This is a genomic window from Thalassospira sp. A3_1 (assembly GCF_017744215.1).
GTDB classification, from domain to species: domain Bacteria; phylum Pseudomonadota; class Alphaproteobacteria; order Rhodospirillales; family Thalassospiraceae; genus Thalassospira; species Thalassospira lucentensis_A.
The window spans coordinates 624376-637461 of the sequence record NZ_JAGHQQ010000001.1 but is presented as its reverse complement, the minus strand read 5'-3'; the positions used below and the strand labels follow the sequence as shown (position 1 = coordinate 637461).

Sequence of the window (13086 nt, the reverse complement as noted above, 5' to 3'; positions counted from 1 at the left end):
GGATCAGGTCGCGCATGGCACGTATATCTGTTCAGGAACAGGATTTTGATCCGGGTGCCGAACTGGCAGCCCTGACCGAAGGTCGTACCGATATCGGGGCGGCGGTCAGTTTCGTCGGATTGGTGCGTGATATCCATGGTGGGGACAGCGTTTCCGCCCTGACACTTGATCATTATCCCGGAATGACCGAACGCGAACTTGAAAAGATCGCAGACGAAGCCACCAATCGCTGGCCTCTTGATGATGTGCGGATCGTGCATCGGTTTGGCCGCATGTTGCCCGGTGAACGGATCGTTCTGGTGATAACCCTGTCGGCCCATCGACGCGCCGCCTTCGAGGCTTGCGACTTCATCATGGATTTTCTTAAAACCCAGGCCCCGTTCTGGAAACGCGAAGAAACCGCCCAAGGTGATCATTGGGTCACGGCGAAGGCATCGGACGATGCCGATGCTGATCGCTGGAAAACCGATTAACCGACAAATTTTGCCAGCAACCCGACAAACTGAAGAAGGGCTGTCTGGATTTGCGCGGCATCATCGATCCGGTCTTTAAGGTTCTTCATTTCGGCTATATCCGCATCGGTGATCACCGATGCATTCTGGATCAACCGCTTTGCCTGAAGTGTTATAAGCTGATCAGCGGCTTTATTGCGTGTTTCGGCCATCACAAGTTTTTCGTTGATATCTGCCGACTGATAGGCCGCGTCGATTTCAATGAAGCTGGCTTTGGCGGCCCTTATCAATTCATCAAGATTGCTCATGGTGATACTCCCTATTGTGCTGGTATCGCGGTTGCACTACCGGTGGCGGTTTCAAGCAGGTTGCTGCCCTGCGCAACAAGTTCAGCCGGTGGCAGGTTACGAACTTCTCCAGCCAGTGCGATGCCCTGTTCGGCCGCACCAATCAGGGCGGTTACATCGAGTTTCGCGTAACTGTTGATCTGATTTTGCAGATGCGCGCCAAGAGAGGATGCCGTCATGAAGCTGCGTAGCGTATGTGTCTGAAGCAGCTTTTCCTCGGCCATCAGAGCCTGCCAGTCCTGCCACCAGATTTGCAGACGCAATGATTTGGCGTCGTCATCATCGTTTGGTTCGGAACGGATTTTGTTCAGTTCGGCGATCAATGTGCCGCGACGTACCAGATATTGCGGCGGGTCTTTGGCCAGATCGCTGGTGATGGCGTCAAGCTGACTGCGCAGTTTTTCAAGGATCGAACCGGAATCCGTGACTGCCGATGCCCCAAGGGCCGACCCGCCTTCGACCTGATCGAAAATTGCGACAAATTGCCGATACTGGCTGCGCAGGTCGGCCAGTGTCTTTTGCCATTGTTGCGCAACATTCGGATCTATTTTAACCGCATCCGGATCAAGCAACGTGGGCAGATTGGACGGCGTCACCTTGCCGGTGAAGGCTTCCATATTTGTGATGAATTCGGATTGCCGGGCATTTTGCGATTTTGGTGTCGGTGCAAATTGCGCGGTCTGTGCCGTGCCATAGGCATCAAAGGCATCCTCGGTCGCGCTGCCAAACTGGGTGACCGTGATTTTCAGGGTTTCGGCCTTTTGCGAACAGGCGGCCAAAAGCCCGATGCCAATAATCAGGACTGCTTTGCGTGTGAATTGGTAGATCGATGAAACTGCCATAACGTCCCCATCACGTGATCATGCTCGTCATCTGACGGGAACAGGTGCAAAATGTGATGGCAAAAATAACAAAGGCCGCAGATTTGCTGCGGCCTTTTAAAATCCGGATACCGGCAGGTGCTATTTGCTCAGCATGAAAAGCGCCTGATTGCCAAAGAAATTGGCAAGCCGGGAATGACTGTCGAGACTGACTTTCGATCCGCTTTCATTAAGCACCATCGATCGTTCGATTTTAAAGCCGCACTCATCACAAAGGGTGACGAAATCCCGGACGGTGCAAAAATGGATGTTCGGGGTTTCGTACCACATGATCGGCAGGTTCGGGTTTTGCGGCATGCGCCCGCGGAACATCAAATCAAACCGTGCGCGCCAGTGCCCGAAATTAGGAAAGGAAACGATGGCTTTCTGGCCGATGCGCAGCAGTTCGGTCAGGACCTGTTTCGGGCGGTTGGTTGCCTGCAAAGTCTGGCTGAGAATGGCGTAATCAAACGCCCCGTCGGGATAATCGCCAAGATCGCGATCTGCATCACCCTGCATCACCGGAAGACCCTGTGCCACGCAGTTGCGCACCCCCTCGTTGGAAAGCTCAAGCCCACGGCCATCCACATTTTTGCTGCGCGTCAGATAGCCCAGCAATTCACCATCGCCGCACCCGATATCAAGTACACGTGTGCCGGGTTCGACCATATCAGCAATAAGCTGCAGGTCGACACGAATGCGATCATTCGGGATAACGCCGGTAGCGTTTGGTAAAGAGTGATTCATAACCTATTTCAATCCCCGGATTTCAGCAGCGCCTTCGATAAAGCCGCTTAACACCATATGGAAATCCGGCTCGTCGAGCAGGAAGGCATCATGCCCCTTGTCGCTCTCGATCTCGACGCAACTGACATTGCACGATGATGCATTCAATGCGTGGGCAAGCTGGCGGCTTTCGGCAGTGGTAAAGCACCAGTCGCTGGAAAACGAGATGACGCAGAAACGGGTTTTGCAGCCAACAAACGCTTCGCCAAGGCGGCCTTCGGCATCGGCGGACAGATCGAAATAATCCATCGCCCGCGTGATATAAAGGTAGCTGTTGGCATCAAACCGGTCGACGAAGCTTTTGCCCTGATGGCGCAGATAACTTTCGATCTGGAAATCGTGATCGAAGCTATAGGTGATCGCCCCGCGGTTCTGAAGCTTGCGGCCGAATTTACGATGCAGAGCCGGTTGCGACAGATAGGTGATGTGCGCGGTCATGCGTGCCACAGCAAGCCCGCGGGACGGCTTTTTGCCTTCCAGCAGGTAATTGCCCCCGCACCAGTCCGGATCGGCCATGACCGCCTGACGCCCGACTTCGTGAAACGCGATATTTTGCGCCGAATGGCGGAAGCTGGTTGCAATCGGGGCGGCGGCGAAAACGCGATGGGAATAGCTTTTGCACCATTCAAGAACCTGCATGCCGCCCATCGAACCGCCAATAACCGCAAACAGGGTATCGATGCCCAATGCATCAATCAGCATGGTCTGCGCACGCACCATGTCGGCAATCGTGATCACCGGGAAATCAAGACCCCAGGGTTTGCCGGTGGCCGGGTTGATTTCCTTGGGGCCGGTGCTGCCCAGGCAGCCGCCAATCACGTTCGAACAGATGACGAAATATTTGTCGGTATCGATGATTTTGCCCGGCCCGACGATTTCACGCCACCAGCCCTCCTTGCCGGTGATCGGGTGGACTTCGTCGGCGACATACTGATCACCCGTCAATGCATGGCAGACCAGAATGGCATTGGTCTTGTCGGCGTTAAGTTCGCCGTATGTCTGATAGGCAATGGTGAACGGCCCGAATTCGATGCCGCTATCAAGGCGCAGCTTTTCCGTTTCCCCAAGAACCATGTGATGGCCGGGAAGTTTGCTGCGCTGATCCGTGCTGGCGGCGGTCGACATGAATGTCCGTTTCCCTTTGATTAGGTTGTTTTTCTTGCAGGCAAGGTTGGCTGTTCCTTGCTATCGAAGGAAACAAGCCTGTTCTAGCTAGGAATAGACCGGGATTTAGTCAATCTTTTCTTTGCTTTTCGGCTGCCCTGTCCTAATACTGGGCGCCGTTTGAGAAAAGAGCGGATCATGGCGCAAAGCGACGAAAATTTAGCAAATCTTGACCTGAACGGGCTCAGGGCGGAAATCGATGATATCGATCAGGCACTGCAATCCCTGATCATCCGGCGCACAAAGGTGGTTCAGGCTGTCGGGGCCTATAAGGACCGGGTGATTGCCGCGGGTGGCAAGGTAAAAGTGCCTTATCGTCCGGCACGTGAAGCCCGCATCATGCGCACGCTGGTTGACCGTCACGATGGTGCCTTTCCGAAAACGGCCTTGATCCAGATCTGGCGCGAAATGATTGCGGCGGGAACGCGCCTTGAAGCGCCGTATACGGTTGCACTTTGCCGCAATGCCGATGGTGTTGATTGTTGGGAACTTGCGCGCCTTAACTTTGGCTGCCTGAACGAAATCGTCGAATTCGATACCCCGCGCGAGGCATTTTACGCCCTTGAAGAAGGTCGTGCGGCGGTCGGCGTGTTCCCGAAACCGGAACTTGGCGAAGCACAGCCGTGGTGGACTTTGCTGTCCGATGACAGCCCGGTGCGCATTGTTTCGAAACTGCCATTTGGCGGGCGTCCGGTCGGACGAGGCGAGCAGACCGAAGGATTTGTCCTTGCGGCGATCGAGCTTGAAGAAAGCGGGGATGATCGCACGCTGTTTATCGTCAGCCTGCCAAACGAGATTTCGATGGATACGGCGCGCAAAAAAATTGCGAATGGCATCGATGGATCGGCAATCCTTGGCTTTTCTGCTGATGAAACCGGTGATCGCCGTTTTGTTCTTGTTGATGTGCCGGGATTCTTTTGTAATCGCGCAGAAGTGTTTCAGCGTGCACTGACCGATCAGGGGCTTGATCCCGAAGGGCTCAGTGTTGTTGGTGCCTATGGCGTGCCGATTCCCGAAGACGCGCTGAGTTGATTGTCACCGGCCGGTTGATTGTCACCGGCCCTGCCCACTGGGAGAAACTAGGAAATGTCTGCGCCCACCCCACGTCCCGGCATTCTTGATATTGCGCCTTATGTTGGCGGCAAGTCGCGCACCGATGGTGCAACCCGTGTGATCAAGCTTTCTTCGAACGAAGGCGCGCTTGGCCCGAGCCCCAAGGCCATCGAGGCGCTCCGCAAGTCGGCTGAAAAGCTGCATCGCTATCCCGATGGTGGTTGCGAGGCGCTGCGTAACAAGCTGGCCGAGAAATACAATCTTGAAGCCGATCAGATTGTCTGCGGTGCCGGTTCGGACGAACTGATCACTCTTCTGATCCGTGCCTATGCCGGTCCGGGAGATGAAGTGCTGTATTCGCAGCATGGCTTCCTGATGTATCCGATTGCAGCCAAGGGTGTTGGTGCGGTTCCGGTGACTGCGGCCGAAACCAATATGACCACCAGCATTGATGCGTTGCTGGCCGCTGTGACCGAAAAAACCAAAATCGTTTTTGTCGCGAACCCGAACAATCCGACGGGCACCTACATCAATGATGCGGAAATGAAGCGCCTGCGTGATGGCCTGCGCGAAGATATCGTTCTGGTCGTTGATGCGGCGTATGCCGAATTCATGACCGGTCAGGAAGATTATTCTGCGGGTGAGGAACTGGTGCGTGCCGGTAAAAATACCGTCATGACCCGCACATTTTCCAAGATTTATGGTCTTGGCGGCATTCGTCTTGGCTGGTGCTATGCGCCGGTTGATATTGCCGATGTTCTGCAACGCCTGCGTAATCCGTTTAACGTGGCCCTTCCGACACAGGAAGCCGGTCTTGCGGCACTTGATGATGATGAATTCGTCAATGCCTGCGTGCGTCACAATGCCGAAACGCTGGCGTGGTTCCGCGATCAGGTGAACGCGATTGACGGTCTGATCGCCCATCCGAGCTATGGCAACTTTGTTCTGGTCGAATTCCCCAAGGAAGAAGGCAAGAACGCCGATGCTGCCAATGATTTCATGATGGCACAGGGCGTTATCCCGCGCAAAATCGGTGCCTATGGCCTGCCGCAGATGCTTCGTATTTCGATCGGTACGAAGGAAGAAATGGAAATCTGCCTCAAGGCGATCAAAGACTTTGTGAACAGGTAAAATGACCAACACCGCATCCGAACCGCTTTTTGATACCGTTGCTTTTATCGGCATGGGGCTGATTGGCTCGTCTCTGGCGCGTCGCATTCTGCGCGATGGTCTGGCGAAAAAAATCACCTGTGCCGTGCGTTCCGAAGCTACCCGTGACCGGGTGCTTGAGCTTGGTATTGCCGATGAAGCCTATTGCGACATCAAGGAAGCGGTTAAAGATGCCGATCTGGTGATGATCTGTGCCCCGGTGGGCGCCAATGAAGCCATTGGCGCCCAGCTTGCCGGAAAACTTAAAAAGGGGGCGATTGTTTCCGACGTCGGGTCGGTCAAACAGGCGGTCATTCGCGATATCGCCCCGCATCTTGACGAAGGTGTTTCGTTTGTACCGGGCCACCCGTTGGCCGGGACCGAACATTCCGGACCGGATTCCGGTTTTCCCGAACTGTTTGAAGGCCGCTGGTGCATTTTGACCCCGGTTCCGGGGGAGAAGGAAAGTGCGACCGCACGTGTGCAGGCCCTTTGGGAAGCATGTGGCATGAAAGTCGAATGCATGGATGCCGATCATCACGATCGCATTCTTGGTATCACATCGCATCTGCCGCATCTGATCGCCTATACCATCGTCGGGACGGCAACCGATCTTGAAGACGCACTGCGTCAGGAAGTGATCAAGTTTTCCGCATCCGGTTTCCGTGACTTTACCCGTATTGCCGCGTCCGATCCGACGATGTGGCGGGATGTGTTTTTGAATAACCGCGAAGCTGTTCTTGAAGTTCTTGGCCGTTTTCAGGAAGATTTGATGGCGTTGCAACGTGCGATCCGTTGGGGCGAGGGCGAAAAATTGTTCGACCTGTTCACCCGTACACGCGAAATTCGCCGTGGTATTGTCGATGCCGGGCAGTATTTCACCAATTTCTCGGCCGAGGGTGAAGACCGCCAAAGCGACGCCAAGGGCAAAAACAAGACCGATAAATAATCAATTTTCACGGTTTGCAAATGGCAGGCCGTCGTCGGGCGGAAAGATGCGCCCCAAACAGCATCTTTCGCCGGAAAAAGGGGAACGTCATGCCTGCCACCGATCATCCGGCTTTTGCACGGATCATGCCGTTTGTGTTTGTGTTCCTATGGAGCACGGGCTTTGTCGGCGCAAAGTTCGGTCTTCCCTATGCCGAACCATTTACCTTTCTGTTTGCCCGTTTTGCCATCGTCATCGTTCTGATGGTGCCGGTGATTTCGCTGCTGGGTGCCAAATGGCCCAAAAGCTGGCGACAGGTTGCCCATATCAGTACGACCGGGGTTCTAGTTCACGGGATTTATCTGGGCGGCGTTTTCTGGGCGATTGATACGGGGCTTCCGTCGGGTTTGGCGGCGCTGATCGTCGGGTTGCAGCCGGTTGTGACGGCATCGGTTGTTGGTGCCCTTCTGGGTGAACGTGTCAGCGGGCGTCAGTGGGCCGGGCTTGTTCTTGGCCTGATTGGTGTGGCTTTGGTTCTGTTGCCCAAAATCGGTGACGGCATCGGTATTACCGCTTTTGGCATCGGGCTTGCCATCATGGCGCTGTTTGGCATGACGGCCGGGACGCTTTATCAGAAACGGTTCTGCACGGGCATGGACCTGATGAGCGGTACGGTTATCCAGTATATCGCCGCAGCGGCCTTTGTCGGGCTAGTGGCCCTGATCAAGGAACCCTTGGTGATCGAATGGAGCATGAACTTCATTCTTGCGATGGCATGGCTGGTTCTGGTGCTGTCAATTGGGGCGATCATGCTGCTGATGGTTTTGATCAAACAGGGCGAAGCAACAAGGGTTGCAAGCATGTTTTACCTTGTCCCGCCCACGGCTGCCTTCTTTGCCTGGCTGCTTTTTGATGAACATCTGGGCCTGCTCGGTTTTGCCGGATTTGCAATTGCCGCACTCGGGGTGGCATTGGTGATGGTGAAACGCTAGGTTCAGAACCGGACATAAAATACCAGCATGACCGGAGGAAATTTTGACTGAGCCCCAGGAAAGATGGGTATTTGGATATGGATCGCTGCTGTGGCGGCCGGGCTTCGAATTTGAAGAACGGGCACGCGCGACGCTGCGCGGCTATCACCGGTCCTTTTGCATATATTCCCATCATTATCGCGGCACACCGGAAAATCCGGGACTGGTTCTGGGGCTGAATGTTGGCGGGGAATGTGTGGGCAATGCCTTCCGGATCGCGCCGGGCGACTGGCCGTTGGTCAAGGCCTATCTGGATGAACGCGAACTGGTGACCAACACCTATATTCCCGCCGATGTCGAGGTCGAGCTTTCTGATGGACGCAAGGTCATTGCGCACACCTATGTCGCCGATCCAACGCATGAACAGTTTGCCGGGAACCTGCCGGTCCGGACGGCGGTTGAAATCATTGTCGCGGCACACGGCAATATCGGCCCGAACCTTGAATATCTTGAAAATACGGTCTGTCATCTGGATCAGATGGGAATTGTCGACCCGCCATTGCACGATCTGATGGATCTGGTGCGCCGCGAATACGGTGAGATCAATATGGGAGCCGGTATCTGATGTCGAATGCCACCACGATGTCAAAAGGTGGAAACACACCGATGATGGCAGCCTATCTGATGCTGGTTGCCTGCGCGATGATGTGGGGATCAAACCACGTGGTTGCCCGCGGGGTGAATGCCACGGTGCCGCTTGAGGCGCTGGCGTTCTGGCGTTGGGTTGTGGCTGCCGTATTGCTGTTTCCGGTCTGTATTCCGCACCTTAAACGCGATCTGAGACTGATGGCTGATCATAAAATGTCGATGTTCCTGATCGGAACAACCGGTGTTTTCATGTTTTCGATTGTCATTTATCTGGCTGCCTACAACACGACCGCGGTCAATACCGGGCTTCTGAATGCGACCACCCCGGTCTGGGTTCTGTTGTTCGCAGCTTTCCTGACTGCCGATAAACCCAAGCTTGGCCAGTGGGCCGGTGTGCTGATTGCCGGTGTTGGTACGGCGGTGATTATTGCCAAAGGTGATTTTTCGGTATTTGCCGAGATGAATTTTGTCTCGGGCGATCTGTTTGCGATGATTTCGGCAATGGTCTGGGCGGCCTATTCAATGCTTTTGAAACGCGCGCCCCAGGGTGTGCATCCGCTAAGCCTCGTATTCGTTTCGGCCCTGATCGGGTTGGTGTTCCTGACGCCGCTTTATATCTGGTCGGTGACCGTGGGCAATGAGCCGTTCTTTACGCATCTTGATCCGGCATGGCCCGATATGCTGAAGATTTTCTATATCGGGGCAGGACCAGCCTTTTTGGGTTATCTGTTCTGGAACAAGGGCGTTGCGGTTGTCGGCCCGGCAAATGCCGGCGTGTTCCTGTATCTGATGCCGGTTTTCGCCAGTGTTCTTGCCATCATCTTTCTGGGCGAGGAACTGCATCTTTACCATCTGGGCGGGATCGCATTGATTGCCTTTGGTATCTGGCAGGCAACACGCCGAAAGGCATAGCTGCCCGAAAGAGGGATGGAATTGAAAAAGGCCGGACAAAAATCCGGCCTTTTGCATTTGAAACAACCGTCTGATCAGGAAGGCGTTTTTTCCTTGTCGATGGATTTCATCGGAATTGCGGTTTTGGCTTCCTGCTGTTCGGCTTCGGCCTTTTCGCGGGCTTCCTCAATCTCGACGTCACGGGATGTCAGGGTCGGCAGGTTGAATTCGGTTTGTGCTTCGCGTTCAAGTTCACGGGTGCGGTCATCAATCCTGCCCTTGATCGCCTTCATAAAGGTTTTGCGATCCAGATCAGGTTCCATCGCGGGCAGGAATTCCATGGTGACCTCGCCACCATATTTCATGAAGCTGTGCCGTCCCCAGAACATGCCGGAATTAATCGCGACCGGAATGACCGGGATATTCGGGAAAGCCTTGTAAAGCGCGTAAATGCCCGGGTGATAGGGGCGATCCGACCCGGGGGGCGTGCGCGTACCTTCGGGGAAAATCACGATCTGTCTGCCATCGGCAAGGGCACGTTCGGCACCCTTGATCATGTCTTTCAGGGCCGATGATCCGGCCGATCTGTCGACCGCAATCTGCCCTGACAGCAACAGAAACTGCCCCATCAACGGGATGCGGGTCAGTTCCTTTTTCAGGATATAGGCCGGGTCGGGCACAACCGTATGAAAGGTCAGGGTTTCCCACGCAGACTGATGCTTGGCAACCAGAATACACGGGCCTTTCGGCAGGTTTTCAAGGCCGCGAATACGCCTGTACATGCCAACCGACGTCGCCAGCATTCCCTGTGTCAGGCGACACCACGTGTGGCCGACCCACTGATTGATTTTGCGGCCAAACGGCATCACCGGAATGAGCACAATGCACAATGCTGCGGTACCGGCGAAAAACAACACGTTAAACAAAAACGCGCGCAGGGCTCTCATGCAGACAGATCCTTCAAACACTTCGTCAAAGGGTTTGTAACAGTTATGAGACACGAGTGAAACGCCGTATCTTCAGCCTGATTTCTGGGACAGGCGATTGGATGCCGAATAATCCTGCTTTGGCGGCGTTGATGGCGTGCTCGGACCATGCAGGCCGGCACGGTCCCCGTCCGGAAGAAATCCGAGAAGATAGTTCCGCAGGCTGGCAAACAGGAACTTGTTATATTCACTGGCAATCAGGCTGGCGCTTCCCGGCCAGCGCCACCAGCTATCGACCTTGACATTCTCGGGGAAAACCGGATGGGCGATGATATCGACATCGGGCATCAGGCTACGAAATTCCAGAAGCGATCGCGGCATGTGATAATTGGCTGTGACGATACGCAGGCTTTTATAGCCTTCTTCATAGACCCAGACCGCCGTTTCAAGCGCATTGCCCCGCGTGTTTTCCGCGACATGGCCCAGAACCACACAGCATGAAATCAGCCGGGGGTCGGCTTTGCCAGCGGACAGAAGCTCGTCCACTTCGACCCCGCGATAAACGCCGGAAATGAACAGCTTTTTGGCAAGATGGCGCGTCAGAAGGCGACGGCCTTCCGACAGGCGTTCACTGCCGCCGGTCAGAACGACGATCGCATCGGTTGTGCGATCAGGTTCATTGACCTCGGTCGGGATGATATCGACATACCAGACAAAACCACCCGCCCAGACCAGCCCCAGCAGGATCAGGGTCGACAGCAAAAAACGGAACCGGCGGAAGCGTCGCCGGTGCTGAACGGAAAGGGGTGGCTTACTCATATGATTGGGCCTGACGGGACGCTGGCATGCGACAAGGCTCTCCTTTTGGGGACAAGGTCATGATCCGAAACGGGAAATGATCACGACGCTGCAGGCCGACTATACGGAGGAGTGAGGCAGGTTACAACATTCTGCGCAAGACGCGCAGCACAGTTCTTTTGGCCGTCATCTGGGCGACACCGGCGACCACGAACGGAATGGCAATGATGATCGCAATGAAAAGCGGGCTGAAAACCAGTGTCGGGATCGGCCAGCCCGCCCGCATGCCAAGCCATGCGATTACCCCCGAAACCGGCAGGGCGATCAGAAGGCCGATCAGGGCACCAAAAAACGCCAGCCGCAGGTTATGACGGGCAAATTGTCCCGCGATATACGAATCCTGCGCCCCGATCAGGTGCAGCAATTCGATGATTGTGCGGTGAATGGAAAGACCTGATCGGGTGGCAAATACGACCGACAGCATCGTTGCCCCGAACAGCACGATAATCAGTGTAATCAGCGCCAGTTCGACCGAAAAGGCAACATCGGCAATCCGTTCAATCCAGATGCGATGGTCGTCCAGAACCGCCTCGGGCGCGATTTCGCCCAGCCTGCGTTCAAGGGCATCGAAATTAAAACCGGTTTCCGGCGTGATTTCGATAATGCGCGGGATGGGTAATTCGCTGACGACCTCGTCCGGGCCAAGCCACGGTTCCAGAAGGGCGGACATGGTTTCCGGGCTGAGTTCCTCGATCCGGGAAATGCCCGGCATGTCGGCGAGCTGTTCGATAATATCGTCAACCGTTGCCTGCAAAGCCTGTTCGCGTTCTTCGGGGTCGCGATCCGCCATGCCGGTCGGGGGGACCTGGATGGACAGGCTGCCTTCGATCTGGCCGGACCATTTGCCGACGCTGTCATGCAGGGCGGCAAGGCCAACAATCGAAAACGTCAGCAGGGCCACCATCAATGCGACGATGCTTGGCAAAAAGCGCGTCGATGAGTCGCTATCAAGTGGCAGATGTGACGGTTGCGAACGAAAAGCCATGATCGATTTTGGGTCCTGTCTGAGCCAGTTGCCGTCGGTTGGTTCGGTTACGCGCTATGCGTGATGTCGTGCAGGGTGCCAGCTTCGAGCAGCCATTGATTATGGCCAAAACGACGCACCAGTTGCCGGTTATGGGTGGCGATGAGCACCGTGGTGCCAAGTTTGTTCAGTTCTTCAAAAAGATATAACAGCCGCATGGCGATGCGGTCATCAACGTTACCGGTCGGCTCGTCAGCCAGAAGCAGGGCCGGGCGGCCGATAACGGCGCGCGCGATGGCAACGCGTTGCTGCTGTCCGCCCGAAAGTCGGGATGGTACCGCGTTGATCTGATCACCAAGACCGACCCATTCCAGAAGTTCGGTCACGTTCTTGCGGATCTGCAAATCCTCGACCCCGGCGACGCGCAGCGGCAGGGCGACATTTTCAAAAGTCGTCAGGTGATTGATCAGGCGGAAATCCTGAAACACCACGCCGATCCTGCGGCGGATCGCGGGCAATTCATCGCGTGGAATACGGATATTGTCGCGGCCGAAAATATTGATCTCGCCGCGGGTCTGGCGCAGGGCAAGATAAAGCAGGCGCATCAATGTGGATTTGCCCGCACCCGAAGCCCCGGTCAGGAAATGGAAGCTGCCACGATGCAGGGTAAAGTTCAGATCGCGCAGAATCTCCGGCCCGGATTCATAGCGGACACCCACATTCCTGAAACTTACGACTTCAGTCAAAACTTGCGCTCCATATCGCAGCACGACGTATCAGACCCGACATAACATGATAATGCGGGGGCCGGTTGAACAATTGCAAAAGTCCGATCTGGCAGACCCCACAGTGGGTATCATTGCAGATTGGCTTAAAATATGACGACTTAAACAGTTCTTCGGATGTCATCGAAGCACCATATATGCAATGCTGTGCCAACCAAATTCGGGCAGCTTCAGTTATCTGTGCTTAACAGTCTGTTAAATCGCCGCTATTTACATATAGTGTAGGTTCTGCCCTACACCGGCGAATTCGGGGGATCGCCGGAAATCACTCAGGTTATGGCCGTGCCCCGGGTTTCATGCCGCT

Annotated in this window: 15 protein-coding genes; 7 read left to right on the top strand and 8 right to left on the bottom strand. The window is 55.1% G+C overall.

Features of this window, described 5'->3' with window-relative positions; all coding sequences use genetic code 11:
* Positions 1-14 precede the first annotated feature (14 nt).
* Positions 15-473, top strand: a complete 459-nt coding sequence (gene moaE / locus J7395_RS02910) for a molybdopterin synthase catalytic subunit MoaE (RefSeq protein WP_209220468.1) — start codon at positions 15-17, stop codon at positions 471-473.
* Here moaE and J7395_RS02905 read toward each other — a convergent pair.
* From J7395_RS02905 to J7395_RS02890, 4 genes are all read right to left on the bottom strand, one after another.
* On the bottom strand, positions 470-760 hold the full coding sequence (locus J7395_RS02905; RefSeq protein WP_209220467.1) for a hypothetical protein: 291 nt from the start codon (positions 758-760) through the stop codon (positions 470-472). The genes moaE and J7395_RS02905 overlap by 4 nt on opposite strands.
* A gap of 11 nt (positions 761-771) precedes the next feature.
* Positions 772-1641, bottom strand: a complete 870-nt coding sequence (locus J7395_RS02900; protein ID WP_209220466.1) for a hypothetical protein — start codon at positions 1639-1641, stop codon at positions 772-774.
* 120 nt (positions 1642-1761) lie between these two features.
* Positions 1762-2406: a methionine biosynthesis protein MetW gene (metW, locus tag J7395_RS02895; protein ID WP_209220465.1), complete on the bottom strand. Its 645-nt coding sequence runs from the start codon at positions 2404-2406 to the stop codon at positions 1762-1764.
* A gap of 3 nt (positions 2407-2409) precedes the next feature.
* Entirely contained in the window at positions 2410-3570 is a 1161-nt protein-coding gene (locus J7395_RS02890; protein WP_062961289.1) for a homoserine O-acetyltransferase, read from the bottom strand.
* Positions 3571-3747: 177 nt separating this feature from the next.
* Here J7395_RS02890 and J7395_RS02885 point away from each other — a divergent pair, with 177 nt between their 5' ends.
* The 6 genes from J7395_RS02885 (at position 3748) to J7395_RS02860 (ending at position 9270) form a co-directional block, all read left to right on the top strand.
* Positions 3748-4641, top strand: coding sequence for a chorismate mutase (locus J7395_RS02885; RefSeq protein ID WP_062961288.1), 894 nt, complete (start codon positions 3748-3750; stop codon positions 4639-4641).
* Positions 4642-4695: 54 nt separating this feature from the next.
* A complete protein-coding gene (gene hisC, locus J7395_RS02880) occupies positions 4696-5793 on the top strand; it encodes a histidinol-phosphate transaminase (RefSeq protein WP_209220464.1) in 1098 nt (365 codons plus the stop codon).
* A 1-nt stretch (position 5794) separates the two neighbouring features.
* Positions 5795-6760, top strand: coding sequence for a prephenate/arogenate dehydrogenase family protein (locus J7395_RS02875; protein WP_209220463.1), 966 nt, complete (start codon positions 5795-5797; stop codon positions 6758-6760).
* A gap of 89 nt (positions 6761-6849) precedes the next feature.
* Positions 6850-7731 carry a DMT family transporter gene (locus J7395_RS02870; RefSeq protein ID WP_062961285.1) on the top strand — a complete coding sequence of 294 codons (882 nt, stop codon included), beginning with the start codon at positions 6850-6852 and terminating at the stop codon, positions 7729-7731.
* A gap of 43 nt (positions 7732-7774) precedes the next feature.
* On the top strand, positions 7775-8335 hold the full coding sequence (locus J7395_RS02865; RefSeq protein ID WP_209220462.1) for a gamma-glutamylcyclotransferase: 561 nt from the start codon (positions 7775-7777) through the stop codon (positions 8333-8335).
* Positions 8335-9270: an EamA family transporter gene (locus J7395_RS02860; RefSeq protein WP_209220461.1), complete on the top strand. Its 936-nt coding sequence runs from the start codon at positions 8335-8337 to the stop codon at positions 9268-9270. The genes J7395_RS02865 and J7395_RS02860 overlap by 1 nt, the downstream gene beginning before the upstream one ends.
* 74 nt (positions 9271-9344) lie before the next feature.
* On the opposite strand, the gene J7395_RS02855 is transcribed toward J7395_RS02860, so the two are convergent.
* The 4 genes from J7395_RS02855 to ftsE all read right to left on the bottom strand — a co-directional run bounded on the left by J7395_RS02855 (position 9345) and on the right by ftsE (position 12743).
* On the bottom strand, positions 9345-10196 hold the full coding sequence (locus tag J7395_RS02855; protein WP_209220460.1) for a 1-acyl-sn-glycerol-3-phosphate acyltransferase: 852 nt from the start codon (positions 10194-10196) through the stop codon (positions 9345-9347).
* Positions 10197-10268: 72 nt separating this feature from the next.
* Positions 10269-10994, bottom strand: a complete 726-nt coding sequence (locus tag J7395_RS02850; protein WP_062961281.1) for a YdcF family protein — start codon at positions 10992-10994, stop codon at positions 10269-10271.
* 121 nt (positions 10995-11115) lie between these two features.
* Positions 11116-12018, bottom strand: coding sequence for a cell division protein (locus J7395_RS02845; RefSeq protein WP_097052158.1), 903 nt, complete (start codon positions 12016-12018; stop codon positions 11116-11118).
* A 47-nt stretch (positions 12019-12065) separates the two neighbouring features.
* Entirely contained in the window at positions 12066-12743 is a 678-nt protein-coding gene (gene ftsE / locus J7395_RS02840; RefSeq protein ID WP_082824648.1) for a cell division ATP-binding protein FtsE, read from the bottom strand.
* Positions 12744-13086 lie beyond the last annotated feature (343 nt).